18 protein-coding genes are annotated in these 21,586 nt (G+C 54.7%); 8 read left to right on the forward strand and 10 right to left on the reverse strand.

From position 1 onward, the window contains the following. Positions 1-52: 52 nt before the first annotated feature. The 3 genes from ACWAU0_RS18300 to ACWAU0_RS18310 are packed head-to-tail and all read left to right on the forward strand — an operon-like array spanning position 53 to position 5,961. Positions 53-1,300 carry an efflux RND transporter periplasmic adaptor subunit gene (locus ACWAU0_RS18300; protein ID WP_458137522.1) on the forward strand — a complete coding sequence of 416 codons (1,248 nt, stop codon included), beginning with the start codon at positions 53-55 and terminating at the stop codon, positions 1,298-1,300. 3 nt (positions 1,301-1,303) lie between these two features. Next, on the forward strand, positions 1,304-4,495 hold the full coding sequence (locus tag ACWAU0_RS18305) for an efflux RND transporter permease subunit (protein ID WP_458137523.1): 3,192 nt from the start codon (positions 1,304-1,306) through the stop codon (positions 4,493-4,495). Further along, positions 4,492-5,961 (forward strand): efflux transporter outer membrane subunit, encoded by a 1,470-nt coding sequence (locus ACWAU0_RS18310; protein ID WP_458137524.1) that lies wholly within the window; start codon positions 4,492-4,494, stop codon positions 5,959-5,961. The genes ACWAU0_RS18305 and ACWAU0_RS18310 overlap by 4 nt, the downstream gene beginning before the upstream one ends. A gap of 374 nt (positions 5,962-6,335) precedes the next feature. On the opposite strand, the gene ACWAU0_RS18315 is transcribed toward ACWAU0_RS18310, so the two are convergent. After that, positions 6,336-7,550 (reverse strand): PepSY-associated TM helix domain-containing protein, encoded by a 1,215-nt coding sequence (locus ACWAU0_RS18315; protein WP_458137525.1) that lies wholly within the window; start codon positions 7,548-7,550, stop codon positions 6,336-6,338. 13 nt (positions 7,551-7,563) lie between these two features. Beyond that, entirely contained in the window at positions 7,564-9,990 is a 2,427-nt protein-coding gene (locus ACWAU0_RS18320) for a TonB-dependent siderophore receptor (protein WP_458137526.1), read from the reverse strand. 265 nt (positions 9,991-10,255) lie between these two features. Here ACWAU0_RS18320 and ACWAU0_RS18325 point away from each other — a divergent pair, with 265 nt between their 5' ends. Next, entirely contained in the window at positions 10,256-10,450 is a 195-nt protein-coding gene (locus ACWAU0_RS18325) for a type II toxin-antitoxin system VapB family antitoxin (protein ID WP_033156185.1), read from the forward strand. Next, complete coding sequence (vapC, locus tag ACWAU0_RS18330) at positions 10,447-10,836, forward strand: type II toxin-antitoxin system VapC family toxin (RefSeq protein ID WP_458137527.1); 390 nt, start codon at positions 10,447-10,449, stop codon at positions 10,834-10,836. Before ACWAU0_RS18325 ends, vapC begins: the two co-directional genes overlap by 4 nt. Positions 10,837-10,863: 27 nt before the next feature. Here the strand turns inward: vapC and ACWAU0_RS18335 are convergent, their stop codons facing one another. Both ACWAU0_RS18335 and ACWAU0_RS18340 read right to left on the reverse strand, forming a co-directional pair. Beyond that, positions 10,864-11,829, reverse strand: coding sequence for a FecR domain-containing protein (locus tag ACWAU0_RS18335; protein ID WP_458137528.1), 966 nt, complete (start codon positions 11,827-11,829; stop codon positions 10,864-10,866). Positions 11,830-11,835: 6 nt separating this feature from the next. Further along, a complete protein-coding gene (locus tag ACWAU0_RS18340) occupies positions 11,836-12,339 on the reverse strand; it encodes a sigma-70 family RNA polymerase sigma factor (RefSeq protein WP_101053120.1) in 504 nt (167 codons plus the stop codon). A 514-nt stretch (positions 12,340-12,853) separates the two neighbouring features. Here ACWAU0_RS18340 and ACWAU0_RS18345 point away from each other — a divergent pair. Then, the gene (locus tag ACWAU0_RS18345; protein WP_458137529.1) at positions 12,854-16,021 is read left to right on the forward strand and encodes a hypothetical protein; all 3,168 of its coding nucleotides are present in this window, start codon (positions 12,854-12,856) and stop codon (positions 16,019-16,021) included. A 6-nt stretch (positions 16,022-16,027) separates the two neighbouring features. Here ACWAU0_RS18345 and ACWAU0_RS18350 read toward each other — a convergent pair whose 3' ends face one another. Next, on the reverse strand, positions 16,028-17,419 hold the full coding sequence (locus tag ACWAU0_RS18350) for a glycoside hydrolase family 30 protein (RefSeq protein ID WP_458137530.1): 1,392 nt from the start codon (positions 17,417-17,419) through the stop codon (positions 16,028-16,030). A 238-nt stretch (positions 17,420-17,657) separates the two neighbouring features. Between ACWAU0_RS18350 and ACWAU0_RS18355 the strand changes: the two genes are divergently transcribed. Continuing rightward, positions 17,658-17,897 carry a hypothetical protein gene (locus ACWAU0_RS18355; protein WP_033156179.1) on the forward strand — a complete coding sequence of 80 codons (240 nt, stop codon included), beginning with the start codon at positions 17,658-17,660 and terminating at the stop codon, positions 17,895-17,897. 94 nt (positions 17,898-17,991) lie between these two features. On the opposite strand, the gene ACWAU0_RS18360 is transcribed toward ACWAU0_RS18355, so the two are convergent. Further along, entirely contained in the window at positions 17,992-18,276 is a 285-nt protein-coding gene (locus ACWAU0_RS18360) for a hypothetical protein (protein WP_133120677.1), read from the reverse strand. Between the two features lie 230 nt (positions 18,277-18,506). Here ACWAU0_RS18360 and ACWAU0_RS18365 point away from each other — a divergent pair, with 230 nt between their 5' ends. Beyond that, a complete protein-coding gene (locus ACWAU0_RS18365; RefSeq protein ID WP_445369211.1) occupies positions 18,507-18,827 on the forward strand; it encodes a hypothetical protein in 321 nt (106 codons plus the stop codon). A 193-nt stretch (positions 18,828-19,020) separates the two neighbouring features. On the opposite strand, the gene ACWAU0_RS18370 is transcribed toward ACWAU0_RS18365, so the two are convergent. The 4 genes from ACWAU0_RS18370 to ACWAU0_RS18385 all read right to left on the reverse strand — a co-directional run bounded on the left by ACWAU0_RS18370 (position 19,021) and on the right by ACWAU0_RS18385 (position 21,456). Then, positions 19,021-20,154, reverse strand: coding sequence for a methyltransferase (locus ACWAU0_RS18370; RefSeq protein ID WP_458137531.1), 1,134 nt, complete (start codon positions 20,152-20,154; stop codon positions 19,021-19,023). 1 nt (position 20,155) lies between these two features. Continuing rightward, positions 20,156-20,767 carry a TetR/AcrR family transcriptional regulator gene (locus tag ACWAU0_RS18375; RefSeq protein ID WP_458137532.1) on the reverse strand — a complete coding sequence of 204 codons (612 nt, stop codon included), beginning with the start codon at positions 20,765-20,767 and terminating at the stop codon, positions 20,156-20,158. 113 nt (positions 20,768-20,880) lie between these two features. Continuing rightward, positions 20,881-21,141, reverse strand: coding sequence for a hypothetical protein (locus ACWAU0_RS18380; protein WP_458137533.1), 261 nt, complete (start codon positions 21,139-21,141; stop codon positions 20,881-20,883). Positions 21,142-21,228: 87 nt separating this feature from the next. Continuing rightward, positions 21,229-21,456 (reverse strand): hypothetical protein, encoded by a 228-nt coding sequence (locus ACWAU0_RS18385; protein WP_458137534.1) that lies wholly within the window; start codon positions 21,454-21,456, stop codon positions 21,229-21,231. Positions 21,457-21,586: the final 130 nt, after the last annotated feature.

Raw genomic sequence — 21,586 nt, forward strand, 5'->3', positions numbered from 1 at the left:
GTAATAGATATTACCATTTTTAGTTAAACGACGACTAAGGCAGTACACGGCAATGGCAAAAAACCCGCGCATGACGCTTGCAGACCAACAGACCCATTCATTGCCGGTAGCGGCTGATTTTGCAAGGCAAACCCATCGCCAAGCACAGCGACATGTGGTAAAGCTCGGCGTGGTCGGCATCGCCCTGCAACTGACTTTGGCTGGCTGTGGCGATGCCGGAGCCCCTGCCGGCGCAACAGCCGCGCCACCGCCGCCCAATGTAAAAATCGCGCAGCCCTTAAACCGCGAAACGACGGAATGGGACGAATACACCGGCCGGATCGAAGCGATCAACTCGGTGGACATCCGCGCCCGGGTCGGCGGTTATTTGGATACCGTTAATTTCACTGCCGGCGCCAAGGTCAAAAAAGGCGACTTGCTGTTTCAAATCGACCCTAAACCGCTAAAAGCCCAGCTTAATTATGCGCAAGCCGAACTGGAGCGCGCCAAAACCAAATGCGAGCTGGCGAAAAACGATTTGACCCGCGCCGAGAATCTGTTCAAAGCCAAAGCCATTTCCGCCGAAGAATACGACATGCGCACCAAAGGCTTGCGCGAAGCGGCGGCGGCGGTCGAATCGGCGGAAGCCAACGTCTACACCGCAAAATTAAACCTGGAATACACCGAAATCCGCGCGCCCATCAGCGGGCGGGTTGGCCGGGAGATGATCACCGCCGGCAACCTGGTCAAAGCCGACGACACCGTGCTGACCAATATTGTGTCCACCGATCCGGTGTACGTGTACGTCGATGCCGACGAACAATCGGTGTTGCGTTACCGCCGGCATGCCCAGCAACACGCCAAAAGCGCCGCCGATCTGAAAGGGACACCGGTGCAACTGGCGGTGGCCGATGAAACCGATTTTCCGCATCAAGGCAAGCTGGATTACATCGCCCCGCGCGAGGATGCCGCCACCGGCACGCTGAGCTTACGTGGCGTGTTCGCCAACCCGGACGAATTGCTCAGCCCAGGCTTTTTTGCGCGCTTACGGGTGCAGGCCTCGGCATCCTACCCTGCCCTGTTACTGCCCGACCGCGCCGTCGCGACCGATCAGGCGCAGCAGTTTGTCTGGGTCATCAATCAAGACAACCAAGCCGAATACCGGCAAATTACCCCCGGCTCGCGTATCGGCGAGTTGCGGGTGATCCGCAGCGGCTTGCAAGCCGGTGATTGGGTGGTAGTAGAAGGCGTGCAAAAGCTCAAACCCGGCGCCAAAGTCAATCCGGAACGCATCGATTTGGCCGCGCCGGGAGCGCAATAAGCTATGGATAAATTCAGTCATTTTTTTATCGACCGGCCGATCTTTGCGGCGGTGTTGTCGATTGTCATCCTGCTAGTCGGCGGTTTGGCGCTGATCGGTCTGCCGATTGCCCAATATCCGGAAATTGCTCCGCCTACCGTCGTGGTCAGCACCAACTATCCCGGCGCCAATGCCAAAGTCGTCGCGGAAACGGTGGCAACGCCAATCGAGCAGGAAGTGAACGGCGTGGAAGACATGTTGTATATGTCTTCGCAGTCCACCAATAGCGGCGCGATGTCTTTGACCGTCACCTTCAAACCCGGCGCCAATCTGGATAAAGCCCAGGTTTTGGTGCAAAACCGGGTGGCGCTGGCCGAACCTAAGTTGCCGGAAGAAGTGCGCCGCCAAGGTTTGAGCGTGAAAAAGCGCAGCCCGGATTTAAGTCTGGTGGTTAACCTGGTCTCGCCGGATAAACGCTACGACAGCGTTTATATGAGTAACTACGCGCTGCTGCAAATCCGCGACACCTTGGCGCGTTTGCCCGGCGTGGGTGATATTCTGCTGTTCGGCGCCCGCGATTACAGCATGCGCCTGTGGCTGAATCCGCAAACCATCGCCGCCCGCAACCTGACCGCCGCCGAGGTAGTGAATGCGGTGCGCGAACAAAACGTGCAGGTGGCGGCCGGGGTGGTCGGTCAGCAACCCTCGCCGAACAGCGCAGAGTACCAATACACCGTCAGCACCCTGGGCCGCCTCAGCACCCCCGAGCAATTTGGCGAGATCGTCATCAAACAAGGCGAAAACGGCCAAGTGACGCGCCTAAAAGACGTAGCGCGCATCGAACTGGGCGCCAAGGATTACAATTCCGGCTTGTATCTGGACGGCGACGAGACGGTCGGTCTGGCGATTTTCCAACTGCCCGGCTCCAACGCCATCGACACCAAAAACGCGGTAATGGCGGCGATGGAAAAGCTGAAGACCCGTTTCCCGGAAGGCCTGGATTACAAACTGGTTTACGATACCGTGGTCTTCGTCGAGCAATCGATAGACGCGGTAGTCGAGACCCTGTTCGAAGCCTTGCTGCTGGTGGTCTTGGTGGTGATCGTGTTCCTGCAAAACTGGCGAGCAGCGGTGATTCCGTTGCTGGCGGTGCCGGTTTCGTTGATCGGCACCTTTGCGGTGATGTCGGCTTTGGGGATTTCCTTAAACACCCTATCGCTATTCGGCTTGGTGCTGGCTATCGGTATTGTGGTGGACGACGCCATCGTGGTGGTGGAAAACGTCGAGCGGCATATCGCCGAAGGCCTACATGCCCGAGAAGCCACGCGCCTGGCCATGTCAGAAGTGGTGGGCCCTGTGGTTGCCACGGCCTTGGTGCTGGTGGCGGTATTCGTGCCCACTGCTTTTATCACTGGCGTATCGGGCGCGTTTTACAAGCAGTTTGCCTTGACCATTGCGGTGTCCACCGTGATTTCGGCGTTTAACTCGTTGACACTGAGCCCCGCCTTGTGCGCGCTGCTGCTGGATCGCGCTCATGACAATAAAGACGCTTTCACCAAAGTATTCGACAAGTTGTTCGGTTGGTTTTTCGGCGCGTTTAACCGCTTTTTCGAGCGTTTCAGCGTGGGCTATTCGCGCTTGGTCGGCCGGTTGATTCGCGTGACCGCTGTCGTTCTGGTGCTGTATGTCGGCCTGAACGGCTTGAATTTCCTGGCATTTGAGAAAGTACCGACCGGTTTTATTCCGCAGCAAGACCAAGGCTACCTGGTGTTGTACGCGCAATTGCCCGACGCCGCTTCGCTCGCTCGCACCCAGGACGTGGTACAACAAGCCAGCAAGATCATTCTGGATACGCAAGGCGTACAACACGTCAACGCCTACGCCGGTTGGTCGGTGCTAAGCGGGGCTAACCAGTCCAATGTGGCCACCATGTTCGCCCGCTTAGGCGAATTTACCGACCGGGCCGGTCACCCCGAATTGCATGCCGACGAGATCGTCAAAAGCCTTACACAGCGCCTGAGCGTGATTCCCAACGCCCGCATCGCCGTGTTCGCGCCGCCGCCGATTCGCGGCATGAGTTCGGTCGGCGGTTTTAAGCTGCAAATTGAGGACAGAAACAACGCCGGCGTGGACGAATTGCAGCGCGTCAACAATGAAATGTTGGGCAAGGGCAATCAACAGCCCGGTTTGGTGGGATTGTTCAGCACGTTTAGATCCGGCGTGCCGCAATTGTTTGTGGACGTGGATAGAACACGGGTGAAGGCGATGGACGTACCGTTGAAAGACGTGTTCGATACCTTGCAAATTTATCTGGGCTCCTTATACGTCAACGACTTCAACGCCTTCGGCCGCACCTACCAAGTCACCGCACAATCCGACGCCCCATTCAGGATGTTGCCGGGCGATATTGACCAATTAAAAACCAAAAACCGCCAAGGCGGCATGGTGCCTTTGGGTGCGGTCAGCGAGGTGAAAGAGATCGCCGGCCCGGACAAAATCACCCGTTACAACATGTATCCGGCGGCGGAAATCAACGGCGGCACCCTGCCCGGCATCAGCTCCGGCCAGGCCATCGACACCATGAGCAAACTGCTGTCCGCCGAGTTGCCACCCGGCTTTGATTTCGAATGGACCGAACTGAGCTTACAACAGGTATTGGCCGGTAATGTGGCGATGCTGGTGTTTCCGCTCAGCGTGATCTTCGTCTTTCTGGCCTTGGCCGCACAATACGAAAGCTGGTCGCTGCCATTCGCGGTGATTTTGATTGTACCCATGTGTATTTTATCGTCGATGACCGGGGTGTGGTTGAGCCATATGGACAACAATATCTTCACGCAAATCGGCTTCATCGTACTGGTGGGGCTGGCGAGTAAGAACGCGATTTTGATTGTGGAGTTTGCCAAACAACGGCAAGAAAGCGGTCTTAACCGCTTCGAAGCTGCTGTGGAAGCCTCGCGCATCCGCTTACGGCCCATTCTGATGACCTCGTTTGCCTTCATCATGGGCGTGTTTCCTTTGGTGATCGCCCAAGGCGCCGGCGCCGAATCTCGGCGTCTGCTTGGCACTGCGGTGTTTAGCGGCATGATCGGCGTGACGGTGTTCGGCTTGTTACTCACCCCGGTGTTTTATGTGGTGGTTCAAGCCATCGCCCAACGCCTGCGCCCCACAGCCACCGATTTAACCAGTCATCAACCCGCAATCGAGGCCCACAAATGAGTCTGCGCCCCTCCAAATTCCGGCATCACGCCCTGAGTGCTGCCGGCCTGATCAGCGTGCTGCTCGGCGGTTGCGCGGTTGGCCCGGATTATGAATTGCCGGCCACTGCGGATTTACCCGCCAGTTTTGCCAACGCCCAAGAATTTTCTGATCGCGGTATCGAAGAACAATGGTGGCAACTGTTCAACGACCCGCAATTAAGCACGTTGATCGACAACACCATCAGCCACAACTACGAACTAAAAATCGCCCGTGCCAATCTGGCCGAGGCCCGCGCCTTGTATCTGGAAACCGGCCTGAACCTGTTACCGACCGTCACTTCGCATGCCAATTACACCGAGCAAAAGCGTAGTACCGGCTCATTCAATAACCGCACCGGGGTTTTTCCGCGCGAATTGAAGTTGTACAACACCGGTTTCGATGCCTCCTGGGAAATCGATTTCTTCGGCCGGGTGCGACGCAACGTCGAGGCCAGCAACGACGAAGTCGAAGCGCAAGAAGCCAGTCTGCGCGACATCGGCGTCAGCTTAATTGCCGAAGCGGCTCGTAACTATTTTGAATTGCGCGGTCTACAAAACCAATTAGCGGTCGCCCGCAAAAATGCCGACAACCAGGCGCAAACCCTGGCGCTGACCCAAGTCAAACTGGAAAACGGCCGCGGCACCGAGCTGGACACTTCAAGAGCGCTGGCACAATTGGAAAGCACCAAAGCAGGCATACCGCGCCTGGAAAGCGCCATCGCCCAAGCCATCCATAGGCTCAGCGTATTGACTGGGCAAATGCCGGACGCCTTGACAGCTACCCTTTCGCAGTCGGCGCCTCTACCAAAAGCCCCCGATACCATCCAAATCGGCAACCCGGAGCAACTCCTGCGCCGCCGGCCGGATATTCGGGTTGCCGAACGCAGCTTGGCCGCCGCCACTGCCCGCATCGGCGTGGCCACGGCCGACTTATTCCCGCGCGTGACGTTTGTTGGGAGTCTGTCGTTGGAAGCCAGCACCCTGTCCGGCTTGGTCGCTCCGGGCTCGGAAACCTATTCAGTTGGCCCGAAAATCAGCTGGGCAGCATTTGATTTAGGCCGGGTTTACGCCCGCATCAAAGCTGCCGACGCCCGCGCCGAAGCCAGCCTGGCTCAGTATGAACAAACCGTACTAAATGCCTTGGAAGAAACCGAAAACGCCCTGGTCAGCTACAGGCAAGAACGCGCCCGCCGCAGCTCGTTACTGGCTGCGGCGCAGGCCAGCGAAAAAGCCGCGGCACTGGCGCATCTGCGCTATCAGGAAGGTATAGCGGATTTTCTGACCGTGTTGGATAGCGAACTTCGCTTGTTGCAGGATCAAAGCCAGCTGGCGCAAAGCGAAACCGTCATGGCTACCGCCTTGACCGCTGTTTACAAGGCTTTGGGCGGCGGTTGGGCGGAGTCATCCGCCCCAGCGGGTAAGCTGGAGACTAGCCTTATCCAATAGGTTTCTAAGATTACAATAGTTAACCCTCTAGCGATTGTCGCGCCGCCTCTACCAAGTTTGTTGGCAGGGGCGTTTTTTTATCCCGCCCCCACCCGCCGAGCCAATCCAAATACGAGAGACTAAGCAATTAGCCGGCTACTTTGTGTAACGCTGTCCAAACCTACGCATGCCAATTAGCGCTGATCCGTATCAAAAACCGTTCGCCCTGAGTTTATCGTTGGGGTGAGGCACCAACCGCAACACGACAACCATAAAACCACCCGCAAACCATCAGCAACGCAACAATAAAGTGATTGATCACTTTTAGACCATCAATATTGGGATAGGCCATCATGTTGGGGTTCTTGCCTCACCCCTACGGCCCTGCGACAAGTTTAGTTAGGCTTTCGAATACGCACTTGTTTTGCAGCCCTTCGCTTTTGTAGCCAGCGAATCAAACCGGTGACGAACAGCGCCGCGCAAACCAGCCCGCTGGCCAATACCAGCACACGGCCCGGTAGGCGCAGGAACTGGCCGGAATGCAACGGCCACTGCCACTGTAAAAACACGTTGCCGGCCCCGCCGGACAAGGGCGTGGCAACATGCAGAATTTTCCCGTCGGATTGGTCTAAGACTATTTGCCAACGGCCGCGAAACACACCGCCGAAATCAACGTGTTTGGTAAAAATGAACGTCCCATCGGCGGCATCGGGCAGTTTCAGCCAATACCACTGGCCGGCCGGCGTGGCTTGGTCGGCCAGCATCAAGGCTTGATCTGCCGAGAGGGGCTTAGGGCCAGGGCGAGCGACGGAATGGAACTGTTCCAGCGGCTTGGTTGGCGAGAAGCAATCGACCAGCCAGCGAAATGGCTCGCCGAAATTGAAATACACCCCGGACAGCAACACCCCGAACAGAATCAAGCCGCTGTAAAAACCCAGGGTTTTGTGCAGATCGTGGTTGAAACGCTCGACACTGGCCCGCGGTTTGATCGTCAACGCGCTGCGCCAGCGCCCGGTCAGCGGCCACCACAAAATCAAACCGGTCAGTACTGAAATGGCACTCAAAATGGCGACGGTACCGACGATCCAGCTGACGTCGTCCCAATCCAGCAGTAAGGCATAATGCAGCTTGAATACAAAACCGATCAGGCTACCGGCTAATAAATCGTCCGCATGCTCCCACAAGCGGATGCCCGTGACTCGGGCCGTGTAAGGGTCGACGAAGGCGTTCCAGGTATGCTGACGTGCCTCGCCGCCGGCCGGCTGCTCGTAAAACAGCCAGAAGGCTTGTTCGGCGTGGCGCGGGTAATAAATGTAGCCGCGTTTGGCGTCGGCCGGCATCGCCGCATCGGCGGCCGCGACAATCTCGTCCAGCGGCCGGTAAGCCGCTGCGCCCTCTGCCGCCGCCGAAACCTGGTGCATGGTCGGGTTCAACACCGCATCCAGCTCCTGCCAGAAGGTAATGATGCTACCGGTCAGGCCGGCAATCAATAAAACCGAACCGGCCAGCAAGCCCAGCCACAAATGAATTTGCAGCCAGAACTTGCGGCGGCGTTTTAGCTTAGTTAAGTGCCTAGCGGCGGGGAGAATCAGCGAGGCGGTGTTGGCCATCCACTTCCCTCACTCAATATTCCAAACGAATCGAACCAAAAGCCATAAGCGGTTCCGCCGGGTTATTCGACCAAGTTGCGCGTTGGATGTAATACTGGGTCGAAGACACGTTGTTGATGTTGACCTGGGCAGTCAGGCGGGTCTTGCCGATATTCATACGATAAGCCGCCATTAAGTCCAGGCGGGCATATGCGTCGTCATAAAAGCTGTTGTCCCGGTCACCATAGCGCAAATCGGCGGCATAAATGCCGGCGCCGACGCTAAAGCCTTTTAAAAACGCCTGTTGAAAATCGTACTTCACCCACAAACTACCGGAATGCAGTGGCGCGTAGGGTAATCGGTTGCCTTGGACGCCGGAGTTGTCCTTGGTAATTTCGGTATCGGTATAGGCATAGGTCCCGATCATGCTCAGTGCATTCGTCAACTGGCCGCTGACATCCCATTCCAAGCCCTGGCTGCGCGCTTCGCCGATGGCAACGCTGATGTTTGGCGTCACCGGGTCGGGCGTCAGCACGTTTTGCTTGGTCAAATGGTAGTAAGCCAGAGTGCTGGTTAACTTGCCGTCGAAGAACGAGGTCTTGATACCGCCCTCGAATTCCTCGGAAGTCTGCGGCGCAAACGGCTTGCCGGACGCCTGCCGGCCGTTGTTAGCACCGAAGGACTCGACATAATGGCCGTACAACGACAACCAGTCTCTCGCCTCGTAGAGAATGCCGACGCGCGGGCTTAAATTGTTTTCCTCAATATCGTCGTATGCCGCACTGGCCAGCGCCAAATTCTGATCGGAATAGCCGTAGCCATAAGTTGAAATGTCGTAACGCAAACCGCCCATGACATGGAGTTTATCCCACAACGTGATCTCGTCCTGACCATAAACCCCAAACCACTCATTGTCTTCGATAGCGCTATAACCAAATGGTGGCTGCATGGCGGCTTGTACATCAAACAAGGGCATGCTCTGGAAAATGTTGACCGTATCCAGAGCACGCGCCGTCGCTTGGTCGCGCGTGCGCTGATGGTAATAATCGCCACCGATCAGCATGTTGTGGTCTATGCCAAAGGTATTGAATTTGCCGGTCAAATCCAGATACACGGTTTGAGTATCGTACCCCAAACCGCCAAACCAGGCGCCGCGCGGCGTATCGCCGTTTACCGCCGCCTTACCGTCGGCATAGGTTTCTTGCAAATTGGCGTCACCTTCGACAATGACCATACCGTTTCTGATCTTCCAGTTATCGTTGAAGCTGTGCGACCAATTGAAATCGACCAACCAGTAGGAGTCCTTGTCCGCCAGCCCTTGCTGGGCGAAGGTTCGAGAAATCAGCGCCGGCGCGACCCGGTTGCCGGTCACCGGCAGTCCCGAGTCGTACGTTTTTTCGTCGTCCAGGTATTCCACCGAAAGATTCAGCTCGGTGCGATCCGTAGGCTTCCAGCTCAGACTGGGGGCGAAAAATATCCGGTCATTAAAGACGTTGTCCCGAAACGAATTGCTATCGAGATACGACATGTCCAAGCGGTAGGCCAGCGATTTGTCGTCAGTGACCGGGCCGGTCGCGGTAGCTTCGGTGCGGTAATAATCGTAGGAACCAAAGCGTTGTTCGATCGAATAGTAAGGGTCGGCCAAGGGCTTTTTGGTCACCAAGTTGATCAAACCGCCGGCTTCGATACGACCGTACAAGCCGGAAGCCGGACCTTTGACGACTTCAACCCGGTCAAGGTTGGCAAAGTCGGCGCTGCTTTTTTGCATGCGGATGCCGTTGCGATAGTAGTTGCTTCTAAAGCCCAATTCAAAGCCGCGCACCACGTACGCATCGGCACCACCGGTGGTGCCGCCATTCGAAGACTTTTGCTGCACGCCGCTAACGTTTTTCAAGGCATCCTGCAAACGAAAGGCTTGTTGATCGCGAATAACTGCTTGCGGAATCACCTGTACGGACATCGGAGTTTCCATCAGTGCCGTGTCGATTTTAGTTGCAGTTGAAGCGTTTCTCCGATTGTCATCCGGGTTATAAGGATCAGCCGAATCATAAACCGCCTTTCCCTCCACCCTCACCGCCGGCAACGTCGATACGTCAGCAGGCGCTTCCGCCACTTTAATCGCCACCGCATCACCCGCCGTAAACGTGTAGGTCAAGCCAGTTCCCACCAACAACTTCTGTAAACCTCGCTCTACGGTAAATTCTCCCTCCAGCCCCTGGCTGGTTTTGCCATCGGTTAAACGGGCATCTGCCGAAAGCATAATCCCGGCGTTGCCGGCGAACTGGCTTAGCGCATGGCTCAAGGTGCCACTGCTGATGTGATAGCTGCGCTCGGTACCGGCGGGTTCGGCGGCAAGGGCGGGCATGGCCGCCAGCGAGGTTGCCAGCACCAACCCGGTCAGGGCTTGTTGCACGCTGCTACTGGTTTTGTCGATGCGGTACTTGGGTTTTCGCTTGGACATGGGGTCACTCCCTTGGTTTGTTTAGGTTTCAATTCACTTGCCAATCGAAAAGCGAAAAAGGGAACCGCAAAGGTTAATTTTTTTCGATTATTTGCAATTATTTTTTTATGTTGTTAATAATCAAATAGTTACTAACCTATGCTTTTTATAGGCTTCTCCGTGCATCATTGTGCATATGCGCGGTTTGCCTGGTAAATAGTATGGGCGGAGACAAATCGCTAGTTGTGATGTATGATTTTCAAATATCATACACACGGAGATTCCGATGCGGACCAATATCATGATTGATGAAGCACTAATGGCCGATGTTTTAAGCGTGACAGGCATTAAAACCAAGCGCGAAGCGGTCGAACAGGGCTTAAAAACTTTATTGATGCTAAAGCAGCAGGAAGCCATCAAAAAAATGAAAGGTCAATTAAAGTGGGAAGGCGATTTAGATCAAATGCGGGCTGAGCGGTGATTTTGGTCGATTCCAGCGTGTGGATCGATTATTTCAACGGCACGGAAACCATCGCTACCCAAAAACTGGACGGTTTGCTAGGTGTAAAGCCTGTGTGCACGGGCGATTTGATTTTGGTGGAAGTGTTGCAGGGTTTTCACAACGATCAGGATTACCAAACCGCAAAAGCGATGTTATGTGCTTTGCCCATGCACACCATGCTTGGTAGGGAGATTAGTTTAAAGAGTGCGGAAAACTTTAGAAGTCTACGCAAGCAAGGTATCACCATTCGCAAAACCATCGACACCCTGATTGCGACTTCCTGCATTGAAAAGCAGATGCCATTGTTGCATTCGGATAAGGATTTTCTGCCATTCGAACAGTTTTTGGGCTTGCAGGTTATCTGAGACAGCCATGGGCCGCCAGCGCAAAACTCAACGCCGCTCAATCCTCACCCACAACGGCGACACTTGCGATACTTTAACCGGCAAGGTTTTTTCCAGCTGGGCCAGAATCCGGTCGGTGTCGTGAATGGGGTAGGCACCAACGATGCGCAGTTCGGCAATCTCCGGCGCACAGGTGATGTAGCCATGGCGATAGCGTTTGAGTTGCACCACAAATTCGCCGAGTGGCTGATTGTCGGCCAACAAAAAGCCTTGGGTCCAGGCCGGTTGATTGAGTTCGGTGGCTTGAATGGGGGCGATGGCTTGGGCGTTAAACTGGGCTTGCTGTCCGGCGCTTAAGGTCTGGTGACTGGCACCGGGGCCGCTTGGGGTGATCTCCACGGCACCGGCGTAGACACTGGTTTGGCTTTCTTCATGTTGTTGGTGAACGCTGAAGCGGGTACCAATTGCCCTAACCCGACCTTCCGCACTATCTACGACGAACGGGCGATGCTGGCCGTTGCTGTCCGGTGCGGTTTCAATATAAATTTCGCCGCTTAGCAGGCGGATTCTGCGCAAGTCAGTCGAAAAGTCAACGTCGATAGCACTGGCCGCATCCATCTCGATGCGGCTGCCATCCGCCAAGCTAAGGCTGCGCGTGACGCCTATGCCGGTTCGGTAATCAGCTCGCCACCCTCTCAGATAATCGGACCGCCACAACTCAAAGCCGGACAAGCCTACCGCAGCCAAAATCGCCAAGTTTTTAAGAGCCTGACGGCGCTGCATATCCGGCGAGCCTAAGGCCGCCGCTGCGGTTTGCGTGGGCAGGCCATCGAATTTATGGGTAAAAAATTCCACCCGAGACCAAGCCGCCCGATGCGCGGGATGCGACGCCAGCCAAGCCTGCCATTGTTGCTGTTCAGTTTGACTGGTAGCGCCTGATTCCAATACCGCAAACCATTCCGCTGCCTCTGCCAGGATGCGGGGGTGAATGTCCGGATGATGTCGTTTAGCCATGATTGTTTATAGTGTGGCGGTGAGGCAATGCAACATCGCTCGGGCCATGTATTTTTTCACCATCCTATCGGAAACCCCCAAGCGTTGCCCTATCTGTACATAAGTTAAGCCATCCAGTTGCGACAGCAGAAATGCGCTACGGACTTTGGCGGGTAGTTCGTCCAGCAAGGCATCGATTTCCTGTAGGGTGGCGAGGATGATGGCATGCTCTTCGGGCGATGGCGCCAATGGCTCCGGGTACGCCGCCACGGAATCCCAGTAGGCTTGTTCGATAGCAGCGCGGCGCCAATCATTGATCAACAAGCCTTTGGCAATCGTCGTCAGATAGGCGCGCGGCTCGCGAATGGCTTGCATATCCTGTGCGGTAAGGACGCGCATGAAGGTATCGTGCGCGTGGTCTTCGGCCTGCAAGCGGCATTGAACGCGGCGGTTTAGCCAACCGAGCAGCCAGGAATGATGCTCTTGGTAGAACTCAGCCAACCCTTTGTCGGGCATTATTGTGGCTGTCATGATTTATGTCCTTCAGCGTGCAAAATGAGTGTGAATCCAATCAAGAATAAACAGGGGCGGACAGTGTGTTGTGTGCTCATGGAGGTTGCCACAATCAGGGTAAGGGCCAATTCAGACGCGCGATTTCTTATAAAAACCTATAAACAAAGCAAATTTAGGGCCGAATATAGGGCTTTGACTGCCCCTGTGCGTCGCTTGCGAGCTTATTATTTTATTTCAAAGGCTTACAGGAAGTTTTTCCGAAGTATTAACTGGGAACTAACTGTAGTTCAGCGATTTTCCTGGATAAATACGACGAGAAAAGACTGCTTAGGCGGGGATTTGACCGAATTGGTTTATGGTATATGACGCAGTTTAATTGTTTAAGCGCTCAGCAGGCTGTTAAACCATGCAGTCTGCACACATCAGCCTTCTTTTTTAAAGCGAACTGTCACCACGTAGGAACCATGCTGGCACTTAGTAAAACGCTTGCTAGAGTTGTAGTACTTTCAATCCCGAAAACAACGGTATCCCCATGAATCAGCCCCGCTATTTCTTCGCCGGTGACCAATGCTTTGTCATCGAACGGTATAACGACTGCGCCCCCTTCGCCAGCTTTCTGCCGGGGATTGCCGGCATGCATGGACGTCCAGAGTGGGTGTTTTATGTCAATCGCGGCCAGGCGATTGCCAGTTTTGGGGTGCGGAATAAAGACGGTGCGTTTTTAGAGTTTTTCCCGGCTGATAAAGCGTATCAACTGACGCCGTCGCGCGGTTTTCGCACTTTTCTTAAAGTTGGCGATGGTCAGCAAACTCGTACTTACGAGCCGTTTCAACGTGGCGCCGGGCTGGAGGTGAAGCAACGTCTTTACGTGACTCCGCATGAAGTAGGCGTGGAGGAAGTCAATCCCCCACTGGGTTTACGCTTGCGCGCCGACGTGTTCACGCTCGCCGAAGCGCCGGTTGCCGGGTTGCTGCGGCGGGTGGAAATTGCCAACACCACGGATAAAGCCCTACACCTCGAGATCGTCGATGGCTTGCCGCAAGTGCTGCCGTATGCGATGAACCAATGGATCCTCAAATTCATGAGCCGTACCTCCGAGGCCTTTATGCGGGTGGAGGACGTGGCGGAAAATCGGCCGTTTTACCGGCTGAAAGTCTGGCCCACCGACAGCCCGCAGGTGGAAGAAGTGGTTGCCTGCAATTTCTTTGTAGGCGTTTTGGATGGGCAGTTCAATCAAGCTATTGTCGATCCGGAGCGGATTTTCGGTTTGGCCGGCGATTTTTCGCAAGCGGAGCGATTTTTTTCAGACCAGCCCTTGGACTTTGCCGAGCAAGTCTGCGGCAATCAAACGCCGGCGGCGTTTCAACATCTTAAGCTGTCTTTGCAGCCCGGTGAAAGCCGGGTGTTTTACGGGGTTTACGGGCATGCCGGTTCCCTCGAGATTTTCGATCAATTTCTGATTGAAGCCGCTCAACCGAACTATTTTGAGAGCAAACGCGCAGCCAACCGGCGCTTGGTGAACGACATCAGCCAACGCGCGTTCACCGCCACCGCCCAGCCGCTATTCGATGCTCACGCCCGGCAATGTTATCTGGACAACGGCTTGCGCGGCGGCTTTTCCATGCCGGTGCCGGGCGGCGCGCATTTATATCTGTTTGGCCGCAAGCACGGCGATCTGGAACGCGATTACAACGATTTTTTATTGCAGGACACGCCCTATTCCGAAGGCAATGGCGATTTTCGCGACGTGCTGCAAAACCGGCGCATGGACTTGTTCTTCGATTCGGGCTTGGATGCCAAGAACATTCGTTACTTTTTCAACCTAATTCAGCCGGATGGCTATAACCCTTGCGCTTTGCGCAACTCGCGGTTTGTCGTGGATGCACCGGCAAATTTTGCGCCGTATTACACCCGTTTCCCTGCATTGGAACCCTTATTACACAAGGAATTTAAGTACGCGGAACTGGTGGAAACTCTGGGCACCGCGGACGATGCGGAAAACATCCTGACTACTGTTTTGTCCCACGCCCAAGAAGTGGAAGATGCTGAATTCGACCGCGGCTATTGGTCGGATCACTGGACCTATTTGGTGGATTTATTGATCAGTTACGCGGCGATTTTTCCGGATCGCTTGGCCGGTTTATTTCAGGACAAAACCTACAGCTTTTTCGACCCGCCCCATCAAGTGGTGCCACGCGCGCAAAAGTATGTGGTCACCGCAAACGGTGTACGCCAATACAATGCCGTGTGCTATTGCCCGGAGAAAAAGGCATTGATCGATGCGCGACAGCAGCGCCGCTATCAAGTGCGTTCGCAAGCCGGTCACGGCGACATCGTTTACACCACGCTGTTGGGCAAGATTCTGACACTGATTACCAACAAATTAGCCACACTGGATCCGGCCGGCGTAGGTATCGAGATGGAAGCGGACCGGCCCGGCTGGTGCGACGCCTTGAACGGCTTGCCCGGCATTTTAGGTTCGTCGGTCAACGAAACCATCGAGCTAAAGCGGCTGGTGGATTTTACCCTCAGCGCGCTGAACCAATTGGAGGGCGCGTGCGCCGTACCCTTTGAATTGGCCGACTTTGTAACGGCGTTGCATAAGGTGTTAACTCGCACTGACTTGACGCCGGAACTGTTCTGGCAGGCAAGCGGCGCGCTGAAAGAAGCGTATCGGCAACAGGTATTCATGGGTTTTGCCGGTGCCGAACAAGCACTTGAATTGAGTGAAATCCAAGCCTTCCTGAGCTTGGTAACCCATTATCTGGACGCCGCAATCGACAAAGCCCGCACGCCTCAGGGCATAGTCACCTATTTTGCGTACGAGGCAGAGCGCTATCACGAACTGGACACCGGGGGCATTGCCGTGACGCGCTTTCAGCAAAAGCCGCTGCCTTTGTTCCTGGAAGGTTTTGTGCATGCCTTACGGATCGCCGACCCGATGCAGGCGCAGACCCTCTATCAAGCCGTGCACAATTCGGATTTATACGATGCCAAACTGGGTATGTACCGGGTCAACGAACCCTTGGGTGACAAAGCGCTGGACTTAGGGCGCATCGGGGTTTTTAACTACGGCTGGCTAGAGAATGGCTCGATCTTTTTACACATGCATTACAAGTTTGTGCTGGAGATGGTGCGTGCCGGCTTAGTCGAAGAGTTTTACGCCCACGTCGAAACGCTCTTGCTACCGTTTCACGATCCGGAAACATACAAACGCAATCCCATCGAAGCCTCCAGCTTTCTGGTCAGCAGCGGTTTTACGATCGATGCCCGGCAGCACGGACGCGGCTGCGTGGCCCGATTATCCGGCGCTACCGTGGAGTTTTTACACCTGTGGACGCATTTATTTGTGGGAGCTACACCGTTTGTACTTGAGGATGGCCTGTTGGCGTTTAAACCGGCACCAAAGTTGGCTGCCGCGTTTTTTACCGCTGAAGCACAAATTGCCACGCCGTTTGTCGAGCCTGAAACCTTGCCGACCGCTAGTGCGACCTGCACGCTCTTCGGTTCGACGCTACTGGTTTACCGCAATCCGCAGCGCCTGAATACTTTTGGTCAGGAGGCGGTTAAACCGATTGAGTACCGGCTGTATGGTCGAGACGGCACGACACAGACCCTAACCGCAGCCAGTGTCTCAGGCCCGGTAGCAGAAGCGTTACGTTTAGGGCAATTTCGCCGGGTCGATGTACTACTGGGCTAAATGCCGCTAGGCTGCCCACACATAGGTAGCCACTGCTCTGCCCGGTATCTCAACAAGCGCGTTTTTGCCTTGATAGTGGATAGCAAAGGCTTGCGGCTCGGCTGCGTCGTTTAACACGATCAATACGATAGAACCTGCTGGCGTGAGGAAGGCAACGTTCGGCAAATAGTCGTTTTGCACGCCGGAATCAATCCGCACGGAACCGGGCCGGACAAACTTCGCCGCGTGGGCAATCAGGTAATAGGCAACATTGCGTGTGACCTGATCGCCGTCTATCGTCAACGCGCCCACGCAGCGGGCTTCCCCACCCGGCGTGTGCGGCCCGCAAAACGGGTCGGAGGCCAAATTCCATTCCAACACCGCCCTGCTCCAGTGCCGCAATGAGCCGATCAACACGTGGCGGGCGTGCCACATTAAATCGCCACCAAACTCGCCGTCCGAACCCACCCATTGTTCGGTGAAATACAGTTTCATGTCCGGGTAAGCTTGATGCACTTCCGATAATACCGAAATATCACCACCATACAGATGCCAAGCCGAACCGCTGAGATACTGCCGAGCTTCGGCGTCGGCGAACACCGTCAACGGGTATTCTTTGACATCGCAATTATGGTCCCAGCAAAACACTTCCACATCAGCTAATCCCGCCTCGCGCAAGGCTGGTCCCAAATGATGTTTGATAAATGCAGCCTGCTCCGGCGCTTCCATCACCATGCTCGGCTCGTTTTTTTGATTCAGCGGCTCATTCTGCGGCGTGATACCGTGAATCACGATGCCGCGTTCGCGCATCGCTTGCAGATATTTCACCAAATACGCCGCGTAGACGGCATAGCATTCGGGCTTAAGTTTGCCGCCGATAAACGCTTGGTTAGTCTTCATCCAGCGCGGTGCCGACCAGGCGGTGGCGATAATTCGAATAGTTGGATTGAGCGCCAGAATATCTTGGAGTAGCGGAATAACATCAATATCGCCGGCATTCAAATCAAAATGCTTAAGTTCCAAGTCGGTCTGGCCATCAGGCGTGTCGGCATAGCTAAAGCAACGCTCGCTTAAATCGGAAGCGCCGATACTAAGCCGCAAACAGCTGACGCCGATCCCTTCACCATCTGGCAAAAATAGTTCCTGCAACAAAGCTTGCCGTTCGACGTTGGGCAGTGCCGCAATCAGCATGGCGCTACCGCCAGTCAAGGAGAAGCCAAAAGCTTCCACGGTTTGATAAACATCACCGGTATCGACCGCTATTACCGGCACATCGCCGAGAGGGTTGTTAAAACCAAAACCACTGGTCTGTGGTTGTAACAAGGCTTGCTGGTCGGCAGTCGTCAGCCAAATCTGTATGGGCGCGCTTCCCTCGTTTTCAGAAGATAGTGATTGAAAAGCGTTGGTTTGCTCAGACATGACAGCCCTCATGGTTAATGCGGAAGCGGTTCCGCCGGATTTAATACAAACAACATCGCGCTATATTATCGACTTTGCTCAGGCTAGCCAGTTAATTTTCCCGCCTGTTTAATGCCATCGTGAAAACTGCACAATCCACACATTGTGTTCAGGGTCTCAGGCTTTTTGTTGGGCAATGTCATAAAACCGTCAAAATCACTTATACTGCGATTTCCGTTTTAACGTATGGAGATCGGATATGAAAAAATTGGTTTCAATTCGCGCGCTAACCACTCGGCTAAATCGTAAGCTGGCCAAGGAGTCGAAGAAGTTATTGAAGTACAAGCCGAGGTTGCAGAACAACGATACGATTGTCGAATACGCCGTTGTGGATCTAAAGACGAACTCCATCATTAATTTTCATATGGCGAGCGAATTGCAAGAATTTGCCAGAGGACTAGGCTGCTTAGCCAGTCTGGAAGAAGTTTCTTTCGAATAGCAGCCGTTTAGCGTTGCAGTTCCATAAAGCCGGGTACGCCCGGCTTTTTTGTGCGCCTAAATCGCGGCTTATCTATATTCAGAGCATCGGCTTTTTAGGTTTTTCCGTTTAACTGGTTACTCAAAGCGCGTTCCGAAATATCGTTGTACAAATTGGCCAATTCAGCGATCAACTTTTGATATTCAGGGTGGTGCTTCAATAGCGGCATCATAGTGCTGGCCTCTGAAAGCATTTGTTCAAAATGCATGATTTCAATCTCGTTCAGCGTATCGCCCTCTTCCACTCTTTTTTTAACGGCCAACGCGCGCGGAATAGACTGCTCTTCCAATTGCTCCACAAAGGCAGTGATAATGCCGATTTCATCATCTGACGAATACATTTGTATTTCCTGTTTGTTGCGACGAAAAGCCATCGCTGCTGAATTATCGCCTTGTCTCCCGGAAGTCTCTAACCTTCTGCCTGTCTCGGAGCATAGCGTTTCCTTTGGTTTTTAGAAGCTCCCTTCCCTGAGTTTTTGGTATTTTGCGGAAAAAATCAGATGTAAATTTTGACTTTGAACATGGTAAAGCCGAATATTGAAACTACTCTTTAGCATTTTTGGATAAAAAGATGACGTTTCTTAAAAAAATATCTGCCCTAGCTCTTTTAGCTCTAACAACGAATACCGCCTGGTCCGAACCTGTTCACTTTTGCAAAGTGCAAAGAGTTTATGAAGACGATGTCAGCGTACAGCCAAAGATTGTCCATGAGGACTGCTCCGGCGTCGCCTTTCTTTGGTATGCCAAATTTTACGTCGAAGCATCCTGCTGGCCCGGCGCTATCGAATTATTGAAGGGTAAATGCGAACAAACTGAAGTCGATTCCAAAGACTATGCTCCCGAGCCAACGGCAACCGAAACCCAAGAAGAAAATCAGGAAAAAGGTTTTTAGGCAACAAGCCCTATCAAGCAGAAACGCTTGAACTGCGATTCAGGTTTTCCTTCCCTGCGTCGATTGCCTTCAGACTTGCCGGTAAGGTCCACGGCAACCATCCGCCGGACATGCTGTTGGCCGTCCGGCCGTGAAATGACCAAGCCTGCCGAAATTCATCCGTAGGCGAACTCACGCCATTCGAATTCCGGAATCAGGCCTTGCCGGTGCTGTGAACCGCCCGCAGCACCAATATTTTCCCGAACGTTCGCAAGCTCACCACCTCTTGAAGTACCAATCCACTGGCATCGAACAGTCGCCGCCATTCGGCCAGCGTTCGCTCCCGGCCGTGGGTGTTGACGAACATTTGCATGTCGAACGAGGCCGTGCCCGTGTCGGCCCGCTTGTCCGGCATCACCATCTCCATCACGGCGATGGTAGCGCGGCTATCTGCACTAGCTTGCGCGACATTGCGCAGCACGGTGACGCAGGTGTCGTCATCGAAGGCATGCAGCACCGCGCTCAGCAGGTAAATATCCCTGTCGCTATGCGCCTTGGGCACGGCTTGCAGCAAGTCGCATATTTCGAAGCTCATGCGTTGCAGTACAGCGCCCTCGCCTTTTTCCTGCCAGAACTGCGCCGCACCTCGGATAACCTGTTCGCGGTCGGCTACCAACGCCGTAAGCTGCGGATGGCGTTTGAGGATGGCAAGCGATTTTGCGCCTTTGGAACCGCCGACGTCGATGATGCGCTCGAAGCGCGACCAATCCAAATCGGTAACAAAGCTGTCCCCGGCCAAGGCTTCCACGTTATCCATCGCCTGCGCGAACAGCGCATCGAATTCCGGATTTCCGTCCATATAAGCGTAAAACGCCTGCCCGTGTGCCGATTCGAACGGCACACCGCCGCCACGCACGCCCTGTTCCAATTGTTCGAACCACGGCCTGCTCATTTCCGGCGAATTGTGCATCAGCACCATCGCCCTTACGCTTTGGGGATGATCCGGGCGCAGATAAGACGAAAGCCGGTTTTTTTTGAAACGTTTGGAGGCCACTTCCTCGAACACGCCCATCGCCACCAACATCCGCAGCAAGCGGTAGAGCGCATCGGCGTCGGCGGCGACGCGCTCGGCCAGGGTTTCGATGCTCGCTTCATCATCAGCCAGCGCGCCGGCGATGTCCAGCCGCGCGGCGACATATAGCGCCCGCGATTGCCAAAAAGCCGAACCGATCTGGATCAGGCGGAACGGCGGCGGCACGAGTTTGTTGGGCAGATTTTGCAACCAGGCGCCGAATCTGGCGAGTTTGGCGAAACGGCGCACCGCGCCGGCATTGTTTTGCAATGTCATGTCACACTCCCGCTTGCACCGCAGCCATGCCAGTCGCCAATAGTTTGCCGTTGAGCGTTGCGAGTTCGTCGAGGAAGGCTTCGTCCATCTGCCCACCCATCTGTTCCTCGAAAATATCCTTCAGCAGCATCGGCATCATGGCAAGGCTGACGAAAGCCATTCGCGCCACGTCGGGGTTGATCGTTATATCGATCTGGCCGCTTGCCTTCAGCTGTTCCAGCCGCCGCGCACCGCCGCTGCGGCCGCGTTCCAACAATTGCAGGATGAAACGCCGGCCCGGCCCGTGGTTGAGGGCCAGCACTTTGAGGATGAGCTTGGGAAATTCGGGATGCCGGCGCATGGTGTCGTAATAGAGGCGCAGATAGCCGGCGAAGCCGCCAACCTCGGACAGCGTATCGCTGTCGAGCATGTCCAAGAGGGGCTTGAGCGTCTCGCGGATCATTTCTTCGTAAAGGCCTTCCTTGTTGCCGAAGTAATAGCGGATCATCGAGATATTGACGCCCGCCTGGTCGGCAATGGCGCGGGTGGTGACCTTGTGGTATTCGTCGGCGAGGAAACAGTCCAGCGCCGCCTTGAGCAGACGCGCGTAAACCGGATCGGGAATATCGTTCATCGTAAAAACTCCTGCAAGCTATGATGGCGGCAGGTTAGCATCGGCGGTACAACCGCCCTAGCAGTTTTGCTAATCAAGATGCGGGGTTTGATTGAACGGCAAGCCGTCCGCAGTCAGCGTAACAAACGAACCCCGAGCAGCATACAGCCCACGGCAAAGGTGAAAATCCCAACAGTAGACACGTACACCGAAATCATAGGCCGCAGTGCATAAACCACGGCGCCGGCGAAGATCAATAATGCCGCCGGCTTGGGATAGATCGCCGAACGGTAGATAGCCAGGCAAAACAGCACGATGCCGATTAATATCGTCGCGGAAGCCGAGATTCTAAACGCCAACACCGCCGGATCGTTTTTGATGATGGCGTCGCGCAACAGAAAGGCGGTTTCGGGATAGCGGGCGATGACGGGGTAAAGAAACAGCTCCCAAGTGACCTTGCAAGCCTGCAGTAAATAAGCCGCCTAGACGAATAAAAAACCCACGGCGCCCTGTACGCCGGCCGTGTCGCGCATCCTGGCATAAACCGCATAAAACGCCACCAGCAAGGCTAACAAGCCAACGAAGGCGATCAGGGCTAAAGGCACCCAACCGGGGCTGCGCACCACCCCGGCATAGTCGAAACTTCCCGTCCCTAGCGGCAACACGATCGGGAACAAGACCGCATAGGCGCTGAACAATGACGATCCCACGATGATGGCGATGCCGCCGAGTTTTTAGAAAATGTGTATGTTTCTCTTTATGCTTCGATTGATTGTCCGCCACCGATTCCGAGAGGAATAGGGCAATTGGGTATAACGATTTTTGGAAATGGAAATTGTT

It is taken from the genome of Methylomonas sp. Uni0009 (assembly GCF_054188105.3).

What these genes read in the sequence shown, in the direction of transcription:
- ACWAU0_RS18370 (WP_458137531.1), bottom strand. Translation starts at nt 20,154, where the DNA reads ATGACATTGCAAAACAATGCCGGCGCGGTGCGCCGTTTCGCCAAACTC.
- ACWAU0_RS18350 (WP_458137530.1), bottom strand. Translation starts at nt 17,419, where the DNA reads ATGTCTGAGCAAACCAACGCTTTTCAATCACTATCTTCTGAAAACGAG.
- ACWAU0_RS18325 (WP_033156185.1), top strand. Translation starts at nt 10,256, where the DNA reads ATGCGGACCAATATCATGATTGATGAAGCACTAATGGCCGATGTTTTA.
- ACWAU0_RS18365 (WP_445369211.1), top strand. Translation starts at nt 18,507, where the DNA reads ATGACGTTTCTTAAAAAAATATCTGCCCTAGCTCTTTTAGCTCTAACA.
- ACWAU0_RS18310 (WP_458137524.1), top strand. Translation starts at nt 4,492, where the DNA reads ATGAGTCTGCGCCCCTCCAAATTCCGGCATCACGCCCTGAGTGCTGCC.
- ACWAU0_RS18375 (WP_458137532.1), bottom strand. Translation starts at nt 20,767, where the DNA reads ATGAACGATATTCCCGATCCGGTTTACGCGCGTCTGCTCAAGGCGGCG.
- ACWAU0_RS18305 (WP_458137523.1), top strand. Translation starts at nt 1,304, where the DNA reads ATGGATAAATTCAGTCATTTTTTTATCGACCGGCCGATCTTTGCGGCG.
- ACWAU0_RS18335 (WP_458137528.1), bottom strand. Translation starts at nt 11,829, where the DNA reads ATGGCTAAACGACATCATCCGGACATTCACCCCCGCATCCTGGCAGAG.
- ACWAU0_RS18360 (WP_133120677.1), bottom strand. Translation starts at nt 18,276, where the DNA reads ATGTATTCGTCAGATGATGAAATCGGCATTATCACTGCCTTTGTGGAG.
- ACWAU0_RS18300 (WP_458137522.1), top strand. Translation starts at nt 53, where the DNA reads ATGGCAAAAAACCCGCGCATGACGCTTGCAGACCAACAGACCCATTCA.
- ACWAU0_RS18315 (WP_458137525.1), bottom strand. Translation starts at nt 7,550, where the DNA reads ATGGCCAACACCGCCTCGCTGATTCTCCCCGCCGCTAGGCACTTAACT.
- ACWAU0_RS18340 (WP_101053120.1), bottom strand. Translation starts at nt 12,339, where the DNA reads ATGACAGCCACAATAATGCCCGACAAAGGGTTGGCTGAGTTCTACCAA.
- ACWAU0_RS18320 (WP_458137526.1), bottom strand. Translation starts at nt 9,990, where the DNA reads ATGTCCAAGCGAAAACCCAAGTACCGCATCGACAAAACCAGTAGCAGC.
- ACWAU0_RS18345 (WP_458137529.1), top strand. Translation starts at nt 12,854, where the DNA reads ATGAATCAGCCCCGCTATTTCTTCGCCGGTGACCAATGCTTTGTCATC.
- ACWAU0_RS18355 (WP_033156179.1), top strand. Translation starts at nt 17,658, where the DNA reads ATGAAAAAATTGGTTTCAATTCGCGCGCTAACCACTCGGCTAAATCGT.